18 protein-coding genes are annotated in these 19,361 nt (G+C 72.9%); 12 read left to right on the top strand and 6 right to left on the bottom strand.

From position 1 onward, the window contains the following. The 3 genes from BZL64_RS04390 to BZL64_RS04380 all read left to right on the top strand — a co-directional run. The coding region (locus tag BZL64_RS04390) for a polysaccharide deacetylase family protein (RefSeq protein ID WP_107430206.1) at positions 1-731 on the top strand (731 nt) is incomplete at its 5' end. 28 nt (positions 732-759) lie between these two features. Next, positions 760-957: a hypothetical protein gene (locus BZL64_RS04385; protein ID WP_086766341.1), complete on the top strand. Its 198-nt coding sequence runs from the start codon at positions 760-762 to the stop codon at positions 955-957. 43 nt (positions 958-1,000) lie between these two features. After that, positions 1,001-1,702, top strand: coding sequence for a peptidyl-tRNA hydrolase (locus BZL64_RS04380; RefSeq protein ID WP_244205180.1), 702 nt, complete (start codon positions 1,001-1,003; stop codon positions 1,700-1,702). A 44-nt stretch (positions 1,703-1,746) separates the two neighbouring features. Here BZL64_RS04380 and BZL64_RS04375 read toward each other — a convergent pair whose 3' ends face one another. Together BZL64_RS04375 and BZL64_RS04370 are read right to left on the bottom strand one after the other, a co-directional pair. Next, on the bottom strand, positions 1,747-2,940 hold the full coding sequence (locus tag BZL64_RS04375; RefSeq protein WP_086766336.1) for a N(5)-(carboxyethyl)ornithine synthase: 1,194 nt from the start codon (positions 2,938-2,940) through the stop codon (positions 1,747-1,749). Between the two features lie 56 nt (positions 2,941-2,996). Continuing rightward, on the bottom strand, positions 2,997-3,329 hold the full coding sequence (locus tag BZL64_RS04370) for a hypothetical protein (protein WP_086766334.1): 333 nt from the start codon (positions 3,327-3,329) through the stop codon (positions 2,997-2,999). Positions 3,330-3,881: 552 nt separating this feature from the next. On the opposite strand from BZL64_RS04370, the gene BZL64_RS04365 reads away from it, so the two are divergent. The 4 genes from BZL64_RS04365 (at position 3,882) to BZL64_RS04350 (ending at position 8,970) form a co-directional block, all read left to right on the top strand. Then, positions 3,882-5,213 carry an MbnB/TglH/ChrH family RiPP precursor modification enzyme gene (locus BZL64_RS04365; RefSeq protein WP_086766333.1) on the top strand — a complete coding sequence of 444 codons (1,332 nt, stop codon included), beginning with the start codon at positions 3,882-3,884 and terminating at the stop codon, positions 5,211-5,213. 279 nt (positions 5,214-5,492) lie between these two features. Beyond that, positions 5,493-6,281: a DUF4142 domain-containing protein gene (locus BZL64_RS04360; RefSeq protein WP_086766331.1), complete on the top strand. Its 789-nt coding sequence runs from the start codon at positions 5,493-5,495 to the stop codon at positions 6,279-6,281. A 139-nt stretch (positions 6,282-6,420) separates the two neighbouring features. Further along, entirely contained in the window at positions 6,421-7,194 is a 774-nt protein-coding gene (locus BZL64_RS04355; protein WP_086766329.1) for a TIGR04222 domain-containing membrane protein, read from the top strand. Between the two features lie 174 nt (positions 7,195-7,368). Beyond that, complete coding sequence (locus BZL64_RS04350) at positions 7,369-8,970, top strand: alpha/beta hydrolase (RefSeq protein WP_086766327.1); 1,602 nt, start codon at positions 7,369-7,371, stop codon at positions 8,968-8,970. Here the strand turns inward: BZL64_RS04350 and hemQ are convergent, their stop codons facing one another. Together hemQ and hemG are read right to left on the bottom strand one after the other, a co-directional pair. Continuing rightward, positions 8,971-9,702: a hydrogen peroxide-dependent heme synthase gene (gene hemQ, locus BZL64_RS04345; protein ID WP_086766325.1), complete on the bottom strand. Its 732-nt coding sequence runs from the start codon at positions 9,700-9,702 to the stop codon at positions 8,971-8,973. A gap of 5 nt (positions 9,703-9,707) precedes the next feature. Continuing rightward, the gene (gene hemG / locus BZL64_RS04340; RefSeq protein ID WP_086766323.1) at positions 9,708-11,165 is read right to left on the bottom strand and encodes a protoporphyrinogen oxidase; all 1,458 of its coding nucleotides are present in this window, start codon (positions 11,163-11,165) and stop codon (positions 9,708-9,710) included. 191 nt (positions 11,166-11,356) lie between these two features. Between hemG and BZL64_RS04335 the strand changes: the two genes are divergently transcribed. Both BZL64_RS04335 and BZL64_RS04330 read left to right on the top strand, forming a co-directional pair. Further along, the gene (locus tag BZL64_RS04335) at positions 11,357-12,343 is read left to right on the top strand and encodes a DUF4349 domain-containing protein (protein ID WP_086766321.1); all 987 of its coding nucleotides are present in this window, start codon (positions 11,357-11,359) and stop codon (positions 12,341-12,343) included. 68 nt (positions 12,344-12,411) lie between these two features. Beyond that, entirely contained in the window at positions 12,412-13,824 is a 1,413-nt protein-coding gene (locus BZL64_RS04330) for an FAD-dependent oxidoreductase (protein ID WP_167396088.1), read from the top strand. 32 nt (positions 13,825-13,856) lie between these two features. Here BZL64_RS04330 and BZL64_RS04325 read toward each other — a convergent pair whose 3' ends face one another. Beyond that, positions 13,857-14,123: a hypothetical protein gene (locus tag BZL64_RS04325; RefSeq protein WP_086766319.1), complete on the bottom strand. Its 267-nt coding sequence runs from the start codon at positions 14,121-14,123 to the stop codon at positions 13,857-13,859. A 134-nt stretch (positions 14,124-14,257) separates the two neighbouring features. Here BZL64_RS04325 and BZL64_RS04320 point away from each other — a divergent pair, with 134 nt between their 5' ends. Beyond that, the gene (locus tag BZL64_RS04320; RefSeq protein WP_086766317.1) at positions 14,258-15,064 is read left to right on the top strand and encodes a rhomboid family intramembrane serine protease; all 807 of its coding nucleotides are present in this window, start codon (positions 14,258-14,260) and stop codon (positions 15,062-15,064) included. Positions 15,065-15,138: 74 nt separating this feature from the next. Here the strand turns inward: BZL64_RS04320 and BZL64_RS04315 are convergent, their stop codons facing one another. Next, positions 15,139-15,990: an MHYT domain-containing protein gene (locus tag BZL64_RS04315; RefSeq protein ID WP_086766315.1), complete on the bottom strand. Its 852-nt coding sequence runs from the start codon at positions 15,988-15,990 to the stop codon at positions 15,139-15,141. 362 nt (positions 15,991-16,352) lie between these two features. On the opposite strand from BZL64_RS04315, the gene BZL64_RS04310 reads away from it, so the two are divergent. Next, positions 16,353-18,488: an ATP-binding protein gene (locus BZL64_RS04310; protein WP_244205178.1), complete on the top strand. Its 2,136-nt coding sequence runs from the start codon at positions 16,353-16,355 to the stop codon at positions 18,486-18,488. Between the two features lie 550 nt (positions 18,489-19,038). Then, positions 19,039-19,361 (top strand): methyltransferase domain-containing protein (locus tag BZL64_RS04305; RefSeq protein ID WP_158101498.1); only part of this gene is annotated, 323 nt, incomplete at its 3' end.

The raw sequence follows: 19,361 nt of genomic DNA, 5'->3' as shown, positions 1-19,361 counted from the left end.
CGCCCGCCGTGTCCCGGCCGCCCACGCTCGCGCCGGGACCGGCCGGCCAGGCCCCCGTGTTCGCGCACGCCCCCCGCACCGGCGACAAGACCGTCGCCCTCACCTTCGACGCCGACATGACCGCCGACCAGGGAGGGAGGGCGGCGGCCGGTGAGCGCTTCGACAATCCCGAACTGATCGCCGCGCTGCGGGCGTCGAAGGTACCGGCGACCGTGTTCATGACGGGCAGGTGGGCCGAGGAGTACCCGGTCCAGGCCCGCACCATCGGCCGGGACCCGCTCTTCGAGGTCGCCAACCACTCCTACAGCCACCACGCCTTCACCGCCGACTGCTACGGCCTGCCGACCGTGGAGCGGGACGCGATGCGCGCGGACGTGGAGCGGGCGTACGCGGCCTTCCGCAGGGCCGGGGTGCCGGACGCGATGCCGTACTTCCGTTTCCCCGGCGGCTGTTACGACGGGCAGGCGCTGCGCGCGGTGCGCGGCGCGGGTGTCACGGCGGTGCAGTGGGACGTGGTGAGCGGCGACGCCTTCGCCACCGACGCGGACGCGGTGGCCCGGCAGGTGCTGGAGGGCGTGAAACCGGGGTCGGTGGTGGTCATGCACTGCACGCGCAGCGCCGCCCCGGTGACCGAGCGGGCGGTGCGCGCGATCGTGCCCGAGCTGCGCCGCCGGGGCTACCGGTTCGTCAAGGTGTCCGAGCTGATCGGCGCCACGGGCGGCCACCGCTGAGGGGTGCGCCCTCTCGTACGCTGGAGTCATGAGCGACGACGGTGAAGACAGCGAAACCGCCTACTGTCTGATCGACGCGACCAGGCCGCCCAGGGCCGAGGGGCCGCCGTACGCGGAGTGCGTGCTGTGCCGCGAGCCGACGGAGTACCCGGAGTCGTACAAGGGGATCACGATGTGCCCGGTGTGCGAGTGGCAGGAGGCTCAGCGGACGGCCTGCTCGGGCTGACCGGCGCGCCGGCCTCGGCCTGCGGTCCAGTACCCTGCGCCGAGTGAGTGAGAGCCCGTTCCAGACCGAGCCGCATCCTCGTGATGAGGCGCCCCAGTACGTCCTTCCCCTCGTCGTCCGGCTGGAGAAGGCCGACCCTCCCGGCCGTACCGACGCCCTCGAGACCGCCGCTCGGGCCGTGCTCGTGCTGCTGAGCGACGAGCGGGCCCTCGGGGACGGGGAGTGGGCGCGGACCGTGCGCGACTGGCAGGACGCCCGGATCCGCAAGGTCGTACGGCGGGCTCGCGGGGGCGAGTGGCGGCGGGCCGGGGAACTGCCCGGGATCACCGTGACCGGGAAGGCGGCCGAGGTACGGGTGTTTCCGCCGGTGCCGTTGGACGGGTGGCCGAAGGAGCTGGCGAAGCTCCAGGTGTCGGGGACCGAGCTCGACGACCCCCAGGAGCCGCCGGCGGCCGATCCGGGCGTACCGGTGCTGTGGATGAGCCCCGAGGTGGAGATGTCGGCGGGCAAGGCCATGGCGCAGGCCGGGCACGGCGCGCAGCTCGCCTGGTGGGAGTTGTCCGACGCGGAGCGTTCGTCGTGGCGCGAGGCGGGCTTCCCGCTGGCCGTGCGCACCGCGGGCCCAGAGCGCTGGCGTGAGCTGATCGCGAGCGGGCTGCCGCTGGTGCGCGACGCGGGGTTCACCGAGATCGCGCCGGGCAGCTGCACGGTGGTCGCGGAGCACCCGGCGCTGCGTTCTCGGTGAGGGCCCTGGGGAGATGACGGGGGTCCGGTCACCCCCCAGAGTCGTCAGGCCGGCTGGGCGGAAGGCTCCGTCGTCGGTGTGACGAGCGGGGCCGGTGGCTCGACGGCGTGGGGGTGGGCGGCTGCCCGGTTCTGGAAGGACAGGATCTTCGGGTTCATGACGACGCCGTCGCGGATCTCGATGGCCTTGCCGACCGTGGCATCGGCGTCCCACGCCGCGGGGCCGCGCATGACCTTGCGGAGGTAGGGCAGGAGCGCCTCGCTGATCTCCCAGGTGGCCGAGTTCCACAGGTGGGACGGGCTGTGGTCCACCGCGTAGTAGTGGCAGTTCCGCCCGACCGTGGGCATCGGGTCTCCGAAGGTCGTCGGCCGGGCCCAGGCGAAGCCCATGCCCTCGTCGCAGGCGACGTCGACGAAGAAGGTGCCCGGCCGGAACAGGGCCAGTTCCTCCTCGGTGACGAACGTGAGCGGGGCGTCGGTGTCCTGGAGGACACAGTTGACGATGATGTCGAACCCGGCCAGGTACTCCGCCAGCGGCACGGAACCGGCCGCCGTGAACGCCCGCAGGCGCGACGGGTCGTCTTCGTCCTCGGCGAAGTGCCCCATCACGACCGACGGCATCGGCGACGCCACGGCCGCCGCGGCGCGCTGGGTGAGGACCGTGACGTCCGAGACGCCCATGGCGCCCAGGCCCGTGACCGCTCCGCGCGCCGTGGCGCCGAAGCTGATGACCACGGCCCGCAGGCGACGCCCGTAGCTGCCGGTCACCCCGCCGAGCTGCAGGGCGTGCAGCACCGAGCAGTATCCGGCCAGCTCGTTGTTCTTGTGGAACACGTGGACGCTGAAGGCGCCGGTGGAGGTCCAGTGGTTCATGGCCTCCCAGGCGATCAGGGTCAGCCGTCGGTCGATGCCGATCTGCGTCATCTTCTCGTCCTGCACGCAGTGCGGCCATCCCCACAGCACCTGTCCCTCGCGCAGCTCCGCGACGTCTTCGTGCAGGGGTTTGGGCAGCAGCAGTACGTCGCACTCGGCGACGAGTTCCTCGCGGGAGCGCAGTCCGGCCACGAGCGGCAGCAGAGCGTCGTCGGCGACACCGAACCGTTCGCCGTAGCCCTGTTCGAGGAAGATCCTTTCGCGTACGTCGGGGGCGATCCGGTGGAGGTGAGCGGGGTGCAGGGGCAGCCGGAACTCGTTCTCCTTGCGGGAGGAGGCGACTACTCCGAGGCTCAACAGGCTCATGCGCTTCCTCATCATGGGGTTTTCTTCGTGCGGGTCACGGCTGCCGGGATTCCGGGTCAGGAAGGGTCGCCCTGGTGACGGGCGTCCTCGTGCGGGGCGTCCGGGTGAGCGGCGTCCTGGTGAGCGGCGTCCTGGTGCCTGCGTACGCGCTCGTCCAGCGGGAGGGGCGTCTCGTCGAGACCGTCGACCGAGCCGCCCGCCATGCGTGCGCAGGTCCCCCGGCAGGCGAGCAGCGGCCTGTCGTCGCGGTGGGACACCACCACCGCCTCCGGGGCCGACGCGGCGCGGTAGTCGGTGGCGCAGACGAGGCACGCCAGTCCGGAGAGCGTCTCGGCGGTCGGTTCGGGACGGCCGCGTCGGCGACCGGAGATCGATTCCTGTGAATACATGCTCCCTACATCCTCTTGATCGGTTCGGGACGTGCAGGAGGCGCGGCGCCGAAATGTCTCCCGGACGCCCCGGAAACTAAGGAGATCCGTTACCGCGGGGCGCGGAAACGGCATGCGGAAGACAGCGCGTCAGAACAGGCCAGGGGGCATCGTGCGGCTCTTTCCGGCCGGACGCGAAGTGCTCCGGCCTTGCCGTTCCCCGAGGGCGACGCCGTCATGGATGACGGCACGCGAAATGCGCTCGGTCCCGCAACCGTACTCCCCTCCTGGCCGGTGGCCGACCCGTGCGGCCGTCCTTCCCCGACCAGGCCGGGAAACGTTCCCCGTGCCCGTACGTCGGAGAGGTTTCCTCTCTTTCCTTCCCTTTCCGTGTCGTCTCTTTGAACCGGGCGGGCCCGCCGCGCGTACCTCCAGACGCCGGGCGGGCCGTGGGGTGTGCGCGGCCGAAACCTCAAATGTTGCTCTGAAGGAGCACTGGCGGCGGTTCGGGCCCGGCCGGCGGGGTCATATCCCCGTCACCACGCAGGGGGGTCGGCGATGAAGGAGGGGACCATGACGCTGCTCGGTACGGGAATCGGCTGGCGGCCGGAGATCGCGGACGCCGTGGAGCGCATGCCGGGCATCGACTGGGTCGAGGCCGTGGCCGAGAACCTCTGCCCCGGTCACCTCCCCGAGTCCTTGCTGCGGCTGCGCGAACGCGGGGTCACCGTCGTCCCGCACGGCGTCTCGCTCGGCCTCGGCGACGCCGACCGGCCCGACGCCGAGCGGCTCACCGCGCTCGCCGAGCGGGCCGAGGCACTGAGCGCGCCCCTGGTGACCGAGCACATCGCGTTCGTCCGGGCGGGCGGCCCGCTGACCGCGACCCCGCGGCTGGAGGCCGGTCATCTGCTGCCCGTGCCGCGCACCCGTGACGCGCTGGACGTGCTGTGCGAGAACGTGCGCATCGCGCAGGAGTCGCTGCCCGTGCCGCTCGCCGTGGAGAACATCGCGGCACTCATCGCCTGGCCCGGCGAGGAGATGACGGAGGGGCAGTTCCTGTACGAGCTGGCCGACCGTACCGGTGTCCGGCTGCTCATCGACGTGGCCAACCTGCACACCAATCACGTCAACCGCGGCGAGGACCCCGCCAAGGCACTCGCGGAACTGCCCCTGGAAGCCATCGCGTACGTCCATGTCGCGGGCGGCTTCGAACGGGACGGCGTCTGGCACGACAGCCACGCGCATCCGGTGCCGCGCCCCGTCCTCGAGATCCTGACCGACCTCACCTCCCGCGTCGCCCCGCCCGGCGTGCTGCTGGAACGGGACGAGAACTTCCCCGAACCGGCCGAGCTGGAGCGGGAGCTGGCGGCGATCCGGGAGGCGGTGGAGGCGGGGGCACGGCAGCGCGGGGCCCGGGATCAGGGGGCGTCGGCCCCCGAGGCGGCGGCCACGGGCACCGCCGGGGAGAGCGAGCGGCCGGCGGTCGCCGGTGACGCCGCACGGCAGCGGCTCGGGGTCACCCAGGCCGCGCTGCTGTCCGCGCTGGTCGCCGGGACGCCCGTCCCTGAGGGCTTCGACCGGGTGCGGCTCGGCGTGCAGGCCCGCGCGCTGGCCGCGAAGCGGGCGGACGTGGTGGCGAAGCTGGCCCCGGAGCTGCCGCTGATCCTCGGTACGGGCTACCGGGCCGCGTTCGTCGCGTACGCCCAGGGGCACCCGATGCGCGGCGGTTACCGGCAGGACGCCCTGGACTTCGCCGAGCGGCTGCTGCTCGGCGGGCAGTTGGCGGAGGGGCGGACCCGGCGCGAGCTGCGGCGCTGGTGGCTGGACCGCTCGGGCCCGGCGCCGAGGCCGCTGTCCCGGCTGGGACGGGTGGGCCAGGTGGGCCGGTCGCTGATCGGGCGGTGACCGAGCGGCGATCCGTGCGGTGGAGTCGTCGGGTCGCCCCGATCGGTGGTGCTCGGGTGTGCCGGGGTTAACACCAGGATGGGCCGCCCGTCCCGGCAACCGATTTCCCGACGGTTCCTCCCCGTTTGCCACCCGCCCCACGCCATCCATTCACCCCTAGATGCCCGAGATGCAACGCTTCGCCCCCGTACGGCAGTTGGCCTCGCCGCCGCAGTAATATGCCAACTCCGCACCCCGCACCCGAAGCACGAGCGTGCGGTGCCGTGAGCAGGAGGCACCATGCGACCCCGACCGCGTCCCCCGATCCAGGGCAGAGGCATCTTCAATGGCACCGGGCTCATCGTCGTCGGCCTGGCGGCGACGCTCGTCGCACTGATCTTCCCGGTCTGGTCGTACGAGGACCGGTCCGGCACCGGCGTCGACGTACTGAACGCGGAGACCGTGGCGACCCGGTACGGGCCGCTGTCCGGGCCCGACCGCGACTTCGTCACGAAGGTGCGGCTGGCCGGGCTGTGGGAACTGCCGGCCGGCCGGCAGGCGCAGGCCAAGGGCACGACCGAGGCCGTACGGACGGCGGGGCGGCACCTGGTCGAGGGGCACGCCTTCCTGGACGAGCGGGTGCGCACGGTCGCCGCACAGCTCGGGCTCGCGCTGCCGAACGACCCCACCGACCAGCAGCGTGACTGGCTGGGGACGCTGGACGCGGCACAGGGCGAGGACTTCGACCGCGAGTTCGCCAACATCCTGCGACTGGCGCACGGCCGGGTGTTCTCCCTCGTCGCCCAGGTCCGGGCCGGCACGCAGAACGCGCTGGTCCGCGACCTCGCCGACGACGCCAACACCACCGTCCTGGACCACATCAAGGTCCTTGAGGCAACCGGTTACGTGGACTTCGCCGGTCTGGCCCGGGACCTCGCGGCCGGCAGCACCCCGCCGGTCACCCGCTCCCCCGCCCCGCCGGGTCCCGTCGCCGACCCCGGCGCGGTCGTGCCGCTGGCGCCGTCACCGGACCCGAGTTATCCGCTCCCGCCGGCCGCGACCGGTCCCCCCTCGGCAGACGGCTCCTGATCCGTCCGCGTTGGCGTCCACGTTCGCGTCCGGTCCGCGTCCGGACGAAGGCGAACGGACCGTCACATATCCACGACACCGGGTCCGGATAGTGAACAAGGCGTAGCGTTCTCCCGCGTTTCTCGCATAGAAACACGGCATGTTCTGGGTCCTTCTCCTGTTGCCGGCCTGGGCCGTCGCCGGTGTCGCGTGCAGCCGGCTGTGCCTGGCCGCCGTCCGTTCGGCATCCGTCGACGCGGACGTGGATGTAGGCGAGGGCCACGAGCTGACGCTGTACGAGGCGGCGTTCCTGTCCGGCGGTCCCGGCCGGGTCGCCGAGCTGACCCTGGTGTCCATGGCCCGGCAGCGGCGGCTGCTGCTCGCCCACACCGGCTGGGCGACGGTCGTGGACCCGCGCGGGCGCGACGAGATGGAACGGTCCGTCATAGGAGCCATCGGCCCCGAGGGACAGTCCAGGATCACTCCGGTGCGGGCCGCCGCGGCGGGCGCCGACGCGGTCCGCGGACTCGCCGACCGCCTCACCGGCGCCGGCCTCGCGGTACCCGACGGCGCCCGTACGACGGTGGCGGCGGGCGTCCGGCAGGTGCGCGGGGCCGCGCTGACCGTCCTGGCGCTGGGGGCGGCGGCGCTGCTGATGCCGGCCCCCTCGGACATGCCGCGCCTTCTCATGGCCGCCTGGTTCGGGCTCCCTCTTGCCCTCACCCTGAGCTGCCTGGCCCTCGCCCGCATCGAGGCGCACCCGTACTCGCGCTGGGCCTCCCCGGCGGGACAACGCCTGCTGGCCGCCCTGGCCCGGCACACACCGGCCGCGGCCGACGACCGCACCTACCTGACCTCCATAGCCGTCCGCGGCGTCCACGCGGCGGCCGAACCGGAACTACGCGCGGCGTTCGCCCACCGGGACAGGGCGTAGGGAAGCCGGCACGCCGAGCCTCCGTCTGCCCGCCGGCTCCCCGCCCCCGGCGCGTCCGGGTTCGCGGGGGCGCACACGGGGCATTCGGCGCCGACACCCCCGGTGGTGCTTGCCTTCGTCAACGGGCGGACGAACCATCCCTTCTGTCGCTGCCGCGCTTCGAAGGGACACGCGATGAGAGCTGCCGTCCTCCACTCGGCCACGGGAGCCCTGCTCCTGACCACCCTCTCCGCCGTCCCCGCGGGCGGGACCCCGAACGCCGTGCCCGGTGTGGTGATCGCCGCCGAGCGGGCCGCGGCGGCGGGGATCGACTTCGGGGCCTGCACCGACGTACCGGATCTGCCGGAGAGCATGGAGTGCGGCAAGGTCGGCGTGCCGCTGGACTACGCGCGGCCGAACGGCAAACGGATCGAGCTGACCGTCAGCCGGGTCAGGGCGACCCACCGTGACCCGCACAACAGCAAGCGCCGGGTCCCGCGGCAGGGCTCGCTGGTCTTCAACCCGGGCGGGCCGGGCGCCTCGGGCCTGTACTTCCCGCTGATCGGCATGATCCCCGAATGGAAGCGCATCGGCGCCGCCTACGACCTCGTGGGCTACGACCCGCGCGGAGTCGGCCGCTCGGCCCCGCTGTCCTGCGAGGACCCCAAGACCTTCTTCAAGGGCCCCGCCCCCGCCCCGGCGCATCCCTCGCAGACGTACAAGCGGGAGCGCGTGGCGCGGGCGAAGGCGTACGCGCGTGGCTGCGCGCAGCGGGCCGGTGACGCGCTGCGGCACTACAACTCGCTGAACAACGCCCGTGATCTGGACGTCCTGCGGGCCGCGCTCGGCGAGGACCGGCTCACGTTCATGGGGGCGTCGTACGGCACCTACTTCGGGGCGCTGTACGCGACGCTGTTCCCCTCGCACGTGCGGCGGATGGTGTTCGACGCGGCGGTGAACCCGGACCCGGCGCAGATCTGGTACCGCAACAACCTAGGCCAGTCGGCGGCCTTCGAGAGCCGCTGGGAGGACTTCCGGGAGTGGGTCGCCCGGCACGACGGGGTGTACCGGCTGGGCAGGACCTCGCAGGCGGTGCTGCGCAGCTACGAGCGGGCGCAGGCGAAGCTGGACGCGGAGCCGGCCGGCGGCAAGGTGGGGCCCGCGCAGTTGCAGGGCACGTTCCTCCAGGCGGGGTACTACGACGACTACTGGCCGTCGCGCGCGGAGGCGCTGTCGGCGTATCTGAAGGGCGATCCGAAGCTGCTGATCGCGCTGGCCGCGCCGCCCCGGGAGGCCGCGGCGGAGGCGGAGAACGCGAACGCCGTCTACACGGCCGTGGAGTGCAACGACGGGCCGTGGCCGACGGACTTCCGGGTGTGGGACCGGGACAACACCCGGCTCGCGCGCGTGGCCCCGTTCGAGACCTGGGACAACGTGTGGGCGAATCTGCCGTGCGCCTACTGGCAGGCGCCCCGGCAGCAGCCCCTGGACGTGCGGACCGGTCCGGGTGAGCTGGCGCCGACGCTGATCCTGGCGGCCGAACGGGACGCCGCGGCACCGTACGACGGCGCTCTGGAGATGCACCGGCGGCTGACGGGCTCGGTGCTGGTGACGGAGCGCGACGCCGGCACCCACGGCATCGCGGGCGGGCCGAACGCCTGCGTCAACGGCCACCTGGAGGCGTACCTGCTGGAGGGACGGCTGCCGGCGCGGCGCGCGGCCTGCGCACCGCACGCGGAGCCCCGGCCGGCCGCCCGCGCCGAGAAGAGCGCGGCGACCGCCCGGCCGGCGCGCTGATCAGGCGAGTCCGGCGACCAGTTCGGCGATGTCCTTGCGGCGGCCCGTGTAGAACGGGACCTCCTCGCGGACGTGCATGCGCGCCTCGGAGGCGCGCAGGTGGCGCATGAGGTCGACGATGCGGTACAGCTCGTCGGCCTCGAAGGCGAGGATCCACTCGTAGTCGCCGAGGGAGAACGAGGCGACCGTGTTGGCGCGGACGTCGGGGTAGCCGCGGGCCATCTTGCCGTGGTCGGCGAGCATGCGGCGGCGGTCCTCGTCGGGCAGCAGGTACCAGTCGTAGCTGCGCACGAAGGGGTAGACGCTGATGTAGTCGCGCGGCGTCTCGTCGGCGAGGAACGCCGGGACGTGCGAGCGGTTGAACTCGGCGGGGCGGTGCAGCGCCATGTTCGACCAGACCGGCTCGAGCGCGCGGCCCAGCCTGGTACGGCGGAACAGGTTGTACGCCTCCTGGAGCTGGTCGCTGGTCTCGGCGTGCCACCAGATCATGAGGTCGGCGTCGGCGCGCAGACCGGACACGTCGTAGCTGCCGCGGACCGTGACGTCCTTGGCGGCGAGCTGGTCGAACAGCTCCTGGACCTCGTCGGCGTAGCCGGCGCGGTCCTCGGGGAGGGCGTCCTTCAGCTTGAAGACGGACCACAGCGTGTAGCGGATGACCTCGTTGAGGTCCTTGGCCAGCTTGCCCTTGTTCGGGATCCTGCCGGACTCGGTGGTGGGGGCGTCGTCACTCATGGTTCTCATTCTCCCGCTCCGCCGTGCAGACTTTGCACGGGGTTGGCCGTCAGCTCGCGCGCGGCGCTCGCGTCGCCGCCGATCTCGTCGACCGCCGCGTACGCGCTCGCGATGCAGGCGGGGATGCCGACGCCGTCGTAGGGCGCGCCGCACACCGCGAGGCCGGGGAGTCTGCCGACCTGTTCGCGGATGCGGGCCACGCGCGCGTGGTGGCCGACCGGGTACTGGGGCAGGCCGTCCGTCCACCGGGTGACGCGGGTTTCGAGGGGCGTGGCGTCCAGGCCGGTGGCGGCCTTCAGGTCGTGCCGGGAGACGTCGACGAGTTCGGCGTCGGAGCGCTCCAGGATCGCGGTCTCGCCGTGCCGTCCGACGGAGGTGCGCAGTACGGCCACCTCCGGGTCCTGGTCGGCGATCCAGCCCCACTTCTGGGAGGCGAACGTGGACGCCTTGATGGTGCGGCCGTCGACGGGCGGGACGAGGAATCCGCTGCCGTGGGGCAGGGCGGCGGTCCCGGAGCGGCGGTAGGCGAGGGTGATCAGGGCCATGGAGGCGTACTCGACGGTGCGCAGCTCGGCGGCGGCCTCCGGGGACTCGGCGGCGAGCAGCGCGGCGGCGACGGGCGCGGGAGCGGCGACGATGACGCCGTCGGCGTGCAGGATCCGGTCGCCGACGGTGACCTGCCAGCCGCCGGCGGGCTCGCGGCGCAGGGCGCTCACGGACGCGCGCGTGCGGATCTCGCCGCCGCGCGCCTCGACGGACGCGGCCACGGCGGGGGGCAGCGAGCCGACGCCGCCCTCGATGCCCATGAACACCGGTCCGCTCTGCCGGTTCGCGGCGCCCTCCGCCTGGAGGTCGCGGACGGCCTCGGTGAGCGAGCGGTGCGTGCGGGCGGCCTGGAACAGCTGCGGGACGGCCGAGCGCATCGACAGACGGTAGGCGTCACCGGCGTAGACCCCGCCGAGCAGGGGTTCCACCAGGCGGTCGACGACCTCGCGGCCCAGGCGGGCCGCCACGAACGCGCCGACGGCCACGTCCTCGCCGACCTCCGTGCGGGGCAGGTCGGCGTCGCGGGCGATCCGGGCGAGGCCCTCGTCGGAAAGGACGCCGGCCAGCGCGGCGGCGGTGCCGGGGACGCCCATGACGTGGCCCTGGGGCATCGGGCGCAGGGCGCCGCGGGTCCAGATCGAGGCGGTGGCGGTGGCCGGTGGCCGGAGCCGGCCGGCGAGGCCCACCTCGCGTGCGAGGGCGACCGCCTCGGGGCGGCGGGCCAGCATCGACTCGGCGCCCAGGTCGACCCGGACACCCGCGATCTCGCCGGGCAGCAGCTTGCCGCCCACCCGGTCGGAAGCCTCCAGCACGGTCACGCGCGCGCCGCGGTCCAGCAGCCGGTGGGCGGCGGCCAGGCCCGCGATCCCGGCTCCCACCACGACGACATGCCCCGTGCCCGTACCCGTTGCGCTCATGCCCCAACTCTCTCAAACCGCACTGACACTCCCCACGCGCCCCCGCTCCCCCCGGCCGTCCGCGGTCCGCCTCCGGTGTCCTTCCCGCGTCCCGACCGTGACCTGTTCGGAACCCGCGGAGGCCAACGTCCGGCCCCGCTCCGGCGTCGAAGGACCATCAGCCGTAGCCGAACCCTCGGGGGTACGCCCACATGCGCACACGACGTTCCGTACGACGTCCCACACGACGTCCGACAGGTTCCGTACGACCGGTCCACGCTCTGGCGGGCGTCCTGCTCGCCGCCACCGTCGCCCTCGCCGGATGCGGTGCGAACGACATGGGTGACAGCAGCAGCGGCAGTGCCGAGAAGGCGGCCGGTCCGGAGGCCGGCGTCGCGCAGCCCGCCGAGGACGCCAAGGCGGGCGCGGGCGCGAGCGGCTCGAAGGCGACCACGGCGCCGAAGCCGTCCGTGAACCGCATCATCCGCACCGCCACGCTGACCGTGCAGGTCAAGAACGTGTCCAAGGCCCTCGACCAGGCTCGTGCGGCCACCGAGAACGCGGGTGGTTACCTCAGCGACGAGACGACCGTCCGCGACGAGGACAGTTCCGAGCAGACCCGTGTCGTCCTGCGCGTGCCGGTGGAGAAGTACGACGACGTCCTGGCCGGCCTCCAGGGCGCCGGCAAGCTCCTGGAGCGCACCGCGAAGGCCCAGGACGTCACCGACCAGGTCGTCGACGTGGAGAGCCGCATCACCTCGCAGCGCGCCAGCGTGATCCGCGTCCGTGAGCTGATGGACCAGGCCACGAAGCTGAGCGACGTGGTCACCCTGGAGGGCGAGCTGAGCCGCCGCGAGTCCGACCTGGAGGCCCTGCTCGCCCAGCAGGCCTCCCTCAAGGACCGCACCAGCATGGCCACGATCACGCTGACTCTGACGGAGAAGCCGGTGGTGGCCGAGAAGGAGGACGACGACCCCGGGTTCGTGGACGCGCTGGCAGGAGGCTGGGACGCGTTCGTGACGATGCTGCGCTGGATCGCGGTCGCCTTCGGCGCGGTGCTGCCGTTCGCCGCGGTGCTCGCGCTGATCCTGCTCGTGTGGCTGCGGCTGCTGCGGCCACGCCGCCGTGCACTCCAGCCGGCCGAGCCGAGCGAGACCGGGCGGGAAGAGGCCGGGCGGGAAGAGGCCGGGCGGGACTGATCGGGCCGGAGGCCGGGCAAGACCGGCCAGGGCAGGACCGAATTGCCGTAGCCCCGTAGCGTGTTCGCATGAGCATCAGTGAGAGCGCTCGCCACGGGGCGTCCGGTCGGGAGCGGCTGGTCGTGATCGGCGCGGACGCCGCGGGCATGTCCGCGGCGTCCCAGGCCCGTCGGCTGAAGGGGCCGGAGGAACTGGACATCGTGGCCTTCGAACGCGGCCACTTCACGTCCTACTCGGCCTGCGGCATCCCGTACTGGGTGGGCGGCGACGTCACCGAGCGGGACGAACTGATCGCCCGCACGCCCGAGGAGCACCGCGCGCGAGGGATCGACCTGCGCCTGCGCACCGAGGTCACGGCGATCGACCTCGGCCGGCAGGGCGTGCACGCGCGTGACGTCGATTCAGGGGCCGAGTCCTGGACGTCGTACGACAAACTCGTCATCGCCACCGGGGCCCGGCCGATCCGGCCGGAGATGCCGGGGGCGGACGCCGAGGGCGTGCACGGGGTGCAGACGCTCGACGACGGGCAGGAACTGCTCGACACGCTGACGCGCACCCGCGCGCGCGGGCGGCACGCCGTGGTCGTGGGAGCGGGCTACATCGGCGTGGAGATGGCCGAGGCGCTCATCAACCGCGGCTATCTGGTGACGGTCGTCAACCGGGGCAGCGAGCCGATGTCGACGCTCGACCCGGACATGGGCCGCCTTGTGCACCGGGCGATGGAGGGCCTCGGCATCACCATGGTGAACGACGCCGAGGTCACCGAGCTGCTCACGCACGAGGACGGCCGGGTCCGGGCCGTCGTCACACCGGACGGCGAGTACCCGGCCGACGTGGTCGTCCTCGGCATCGGCGTCCGCCCGGAGACCGGCCTCGCCAAGGCCGCCGGGCTGCCCCTGGGCGCCCACGGCGGTCTGCTCACGGACCTGGCGATGCGGGTACGCGGCCACGAGAACATCTGGGCCGGCGGCGACTGCGTCGAGGTCCTCGACCTGGTCTCCGGCCAGGAACGCCACATTCCGCTGGGTACTCACGCCAACAAGCACGGGCAGATCATCGGCACCAACGCCGGCGGCGGTTACGCCACGTTTCCCGGCGTGGTCGGCACCGCCGTGAGCAAGGTCTGCGACCTGGAGATCGCCCGGACCGGCCTGCGCGAGAAGGACGCGCGCAGGGCGGGCCTGAAGTTCGAGACGGTCACCATCGAGTCGACCAGCCGGGCCGGCTACTACCCCGGCGCCTCCCCCATGACGGTCAAGATGCTCGCCGAACGCCGCACGGGCCGCCTGCTCGGCGTACAGATCGTGGGCAGGGAGGGCGCGGGCAAGCGGGTCGACATCGCGGCGGTGGCCCTCACGGCAGGCATGACGGCCGAACAGATGACCACCCTCGACCTGGGCTACGCCCCACCGTTCAGCCCGGTGTGGGATCCGGTACTGGTGGCGGCGCGGAAAGCGGCGGCAAAGGTGCGGAACCCCTAGGAAGCGGCCCGGCCCCGGCCCCGGACCCCGGACTACGCGGTCCCGGACAGCCTCGGCAGCGCCGAAACCGCCGCGGGCTGCTGCTCGGCCGGCTTCGCGTGCGCCGCAGGCGCCGGCCGCGACCGCAGCCGATGGCTGACGGCCTCGTCGAGCGTCACCGGCCGCTGCGTCTGCGCGGCCAGCCGTCCCGCCTCCTGGCCGAGCCGTGCCACGTCCTCCCAGGGGAGTCGGATCACGAGCGCGATCTCCGCCTCACCGTCGGGGGTGGCATGCATCGGAGGAGTAACCCGGTCGTTCATCGCCTGTTCCTCACGTCGTTCCCGCGACCCGCCTTCCCAGTGCCGCGGGCGGTTGCCGGTTCATACGCAGCCGCGGGTGACCCCGTTCAGCGCGTTCACCGATTCACCCGACGTATCGGGGGCAGTACTTCCTTGTGGTCATCCCCGTCCATGACGTGAACCCCACGCGCGGCACCCCTGTGGTGACGTATGCGCTGATCGGCGTGAACGTCTTCGTGTTTCTGTTCATGCCGGGCCTGTCCGGCTCGGTGGCCGGTGACAGCACGCTGGCGCAGACCTGCCATCTGCACGCGTTCCTGGAGCAGTTCGCCGCCGTCCCGCGCGAGCTGATCCACCATCAGCTGCCGCAACTCGTCCCCACCGGAGAGGTCGGCGGCGGCGGTTGTCTGCTGGGCCCGCCGGACTACGACAAGTCCCCGCCGCTGAGCGTCCTCACCGCGATGTTCCTGCACGGCGGCTGGCTGCATCTGCTGGGCAACATGCTGTTCCTGCTGATCTTCGGCAACAACATCGAGGACCGCATGGGCCACGTCCGCTTCGCGCTGTTCTACGCCGCCTGCGGCTATGCGGCGTCGTACGGCTTCGCGCTCGTCAACGCCGACTCGACCGACCCGCTGATCGGCGCGTCGGGAGCGATCGCGGGGGTGCTGGGCGCCTACCTCGTGCTGTACCCGAGGGCCAGGGTGTGGGTGCTCGTCCCGTTCCTGATCTTCCTGCCGCTGCGGCTGCCGGCCTGGATGGTGCTGGGCTTCTGGTTCGGGCTCCAGGCGGTGTACTCCTCCGGCGAGGGCGTCTCCGACGCGGGCACGGTGGCGTACGCCGCGCATGTCGTCGGCTTCCTCGCGGGCATGCTGCTCGCCTGGCCGCTGAAACGGGGCACGCCGCCCCCGCCCGAGCCGCGCGGCCTGCTGTTCGGCAGGAGAGCCCGGCCCGGCTGGTGACATGACGTGACGTCAGCGGGTCGGGGGGACGGCTCCGGTTCCCTCCCACTCACAGGACCACCCGCTCACCCGACTCACCACGAGGCTCGTTCGGCCGACTCGCCCGACACGCCCGGCTCGGCCGGTTCGGCAGTGGCCCGGTGGGCTCCGCGCGCCCCGGACACGGGCCGCTCCCGCTCGTCGTCACCGAGCATCATGTCGGGGTCGAACATCACGATCACCGCGGCGATCAGCAGGACCGTGAGCGGGCCGGCCAGCATGAACAGCAGGAACGACAGCAGTCCGACGGACGACTGGCCGGTCGCGGTCGAGCCGCTGAGGTCCACCGACACAGCGGCCATCCCCGTGTAGTGCATGCCGGTCACGGCCACGCCCATCACCAGGCTCGCCCCCAGGCTCGACAACAGTCCGTGCACGGAGACCGCCGCCCACAGGGCCGCGGTGGCGGCGACGACGGCGATCAGCACGGACAGTGCCACCGTCGGTGCGGAGTAGCGCAGGGTGCCGTGCGTGTGCATGGCCGCCATGCCGAGGTAGTGCATGGCCGCCACGCCGAGCCCGGTGATCGTGCCCGCCATTCCCAGATTCAGGGGTGCGGCGCCCCGGTAGCCGACGAGGAAGACGCCGACGGCGACGACCACGATGGCCACCGCGAGACTGAGCAGGGTCCTGGCCGGGTCGTAGCTCACCAGCGCGCCCTGGACACTGAAGCCGATCATGCCGACGAAGTGCATGGTCCAGATGCCGCAGCCGATGGACACGGCGCCCAGGGCGAGCCAGCCGGCCTTGCGGCCACGGCGGGCGCCCCGCAGCGAGCGCGTCGTGCACCTCAGCCCCAGCGCGGCGCCGAAACAGGCCATCAGATAGGCCGCTACCGGGGTCACGGCACCGTAATAGAAGTTGGAAACGGTGGCTGCGGCGGTCATGGAGTGGGGTTCCTTCTCTTGCACGGCGGCAGGCGGCACCGTGCGACGCTGCGCGGCGGAAGCAGGCCTGAGCGACACGGGAGTGAGGGATCAGATCAGGCCAGTTGGCTAAGTTGTACGCAATTCAATCACACAAAAGCCACCCTCTTGCCACATCCGGAAGAACAGATTCCGAACAGTGTCTCGCACGGATGTTCTACGTGTCGTCGTCCCGTGTGATCCCGGGCGTGGCGTCGCCACCTTGGTGCGCGTTCCGCGTTGGGCCTGCCGTGGCACCGGTGAAGTGACGGTTCTGCGCTTGGGGCTGCCGACCCCCGGGCCGCGGTGTCACCGCTCGTCGTATCCGAAAAATACGGAAGGTCATGAACGTGTGGAAGTGTGTCGGCAGCTCTGCGGTGCCACCTGTGTACGACGGCGGGTCGGCCGACGCCCTGATCGGCCGCGAGCGGGAAGTCGACACCCTCGGGGCGTTGTTGACGGACCATCATCTGGTAACGGTGACCGGCAGACCGGGCGTGGGCAAGAGCCGGCTGGCCGCTGAGGCGGCGGCGAGGACGGGTGGGCCGTGGCGCCGGGTGGTCCACGTGAGCTGGCAGGGCAGCGGTCCCGGCGAGCCGGGCGCGCTGACCGCGGCCGTGAGCCAGGCCCTGACCGGCAGGCGTCCTCATCGCCGGGAGGCGGACATCGCGGCGCTGGTGCGGCAACTTCCGGAAACCGGTGTCCTGTTGTTCCTCGACGATGTGGATCCGGTCCACCGGGAGTGCATGGGCCTGGTGCAGCGCCTGCTGGTGGCCGTACCGGGGCTACGGGTTCTGGTGACCTCGCGCCGGGTCCTGGGCCTCGGCGAGGAGCAGGTCCTGCACCTCCCGCCCCTGGCCACCGGCCCCTTGACCACCGCACCGGACCGGGCACCGGCCGTCGAACTGTTCCTCCGCCGGGCCCGGACCGTACTGGACGACGCCCTGACGACGGCCACGGCGACCACGACGCCCGGTGATCCACGGACGGCCACGGCGAAGCTGCTCCCGGCGCCGGCGCACCCTGACGGACAGCCACAGCCACAGCCACAGCCACAGCTGGAAACGGCCGGCCCGCAGGCGCACCCCTCGGAACCACGGGCGCACCTCGCCGATCTGCGCGCCGTGGAGGCGATCTGCCGCACCCTGGAGGGAGTTCCGCACGCCATCGAGCTGGCCGCCGAGCAGATGGCGCGGCAGCCGGCGGAGGAGCTGGCGGATCTGCTGGAGAGTCACCAGTGCTGGCTGTCCAGCGACCGCCCCGTGCTGCGGCGGCACCGCTCGCTGCGCGACGCCGTCGGGGCGAGTTACGCGCTGTGCGAGCGGGAGGCCAGGATCGTATGGGGCAGGGCCAGCGCCTTCGCCGGGCCGTTCAACGAGTCGACGGCCGTGTTCCTGTGCGCCGGTGGCGGCGTGGAGCCGTATCAAGTGCCGTCTCTTCTGGCTCAGTTGGCTGCCTTCCATGTACTGGAGCCGGTGCGCGACCCGGGCGGTCTGCGCCAGCCCCGCTATCGGATGACCCGCGCCGCGCGGGACTTCGGCGCGGAGCGGCTGCGGGAGGCCGGTGAGTGCGAGGTGGCCCTGGAGCGCCGCGCCGCGCACTGTCGGCAGATCGCCGTGGTCGCGGAGAACCTGTGGGCCTCGGGCTGCCAGGACCAGGCCGTGCGGCTCGTCCAGGAGGAGCGGGCCGAGCTGACGTCCATGCTCCGCCAGTCCCTGTGCCGTCCCGACCAGGCCGAGACGGCGCTGGAGACGGTCGTGAGTCTGTGGTTCTGGTGGGCCGTGTTCGACCACGGCGAGGAGGGGCGCAGCTACCTGCTGCGGCTGCTTCCGCTGTGCCCCACGGACAGCGACACGGGAATGCGCGGCCGACTGCTGGCGGCCTGGCTCGGCGCGGGCTGCGATCCGCAGGGCGCGCGTGCACTGCTGGGCCGGGCCTGGCCGGCGGCGGTGCTGGCGGGCGACGACGCCGCCGTCGGCCACATCGCCCACGTCCAGGGCCTGATCGCTCTGCACGAAGGGGATCACCGGGCCGCCGCCGAGCACTTCGAGGAGGCCGCCCGCACCATCCCGGACCACGCCTCCGGCGGTCCCTCACCGGCCGTCAGCCTGGCGGCCCGCGCGGTGGCCCAGGCCGCCTTCGCCCCCGCGGCGGCACGGCGTACGGCGCGCCGCGCGCTGACCCGGCGCGGGGCCCGCGACGACGCCTGGGCCGCTCTGGTCGCCCGCTACGCCAAGGCGTTCGTCGACCATCACCAGGGCCGCGACGCCGGTGCCCGCAACCGGGCCGGCCGAGCCCTCGCCACGCTGGACGGCGCTCTGCCCGCGTCCCACGTGGGCGTGGCACTGCGCGCCCTGGTCGCCGACATCGAGTCCGGCACCAAGGGCCGCCCGCACCTGCCGCAGACGCTCCAGCACACCGGCCCCCTCCGGCCGGTCCGCACGGGTACCCGCCGACCGGTCACCCCGCTAGCGCCGTAGGCACGGCACGGCACGCACGACGACGGCACGAGGGGAGGGGCGTCCTTGCGGACACCCCTCCCCTCTCACTTCCGCCCGTTCGCACCCGTCGGTGGGGTGACGGTCACACCGACGGGACCCGCTCATGACGTACCGCATCACTACCGGCGCGTCGCTACCGGACCGGTGCACGCCCGCCCCGCCGACCAGGGCAGCCGTTCACCTCCCGCGCCGTCCCTTCCGGGCTACGGCTCCCCCAGGGTCCCGGCCGGGGCCGCCGCCCGGCATCCGTACCCGACCGAGATGGGTACACGTAGACGGCCGTGCCGCACGCGTACGCACCCCTACGACCTCTGGTGCGGCTCGTGCCGGGGACCACCGCGCCCGGCCCGTCCGGGTGAACCGCGGGCGATCCCCGATCCTCCCGCGTCCGGCTGTGCACGATGGGGCGGTGACACCTGCCTCGTAGCGTTCCTCCGCCGCGGGCAGGCGGCCCGGTGACGACCGCTTCCGCTGGGACTGGCACCGCGGTACGCCGCCCGGCGCGGAGCTTCTCGGCGACCTCACGGACCTGGTCGTCGCCGAGCTGGGTCCGGGTGCCGGTCATCGGGCGGCCCACCTCGCGCGGACCGGGCAGCCGGCCCGGATCGTCGCCGTCGACCACGACGTGCACCGCACCGCGGACGCCCGCGCCCACTACGGTCACCTGCCGCCGCTGCGCCTGGTCCAGGCGGACGCCGCCGTCCACATGAGCGGGCATCCGCGCGGGTTCGACGTCGTCTACAGCGTTTTCGGCGCGCTGGACTTCGCCGACCCGCACCTCCTGCTGCCTGCCGTCGCCCGCGGACTGCGGCCGGGCGGGCTGCTCGCGTTCTCCACCCTCGCCCCCGACCT

Origin of the sequence: Streptomyces bobili, assembly GCF_002154575.1 — a bacterium.
Taxonomy (GTDB): Bacteria; Actinomycetota; Actinomycetes; order Streptomycetales; family Streptomycetaceae; genus Streptomyces; species Streptomyces bobili.
The sequence above is the reverse complement of the archived record's forward strand: the minus strand, read 5'-3'. Positions and strand labels throughout refer to the sequence as shown.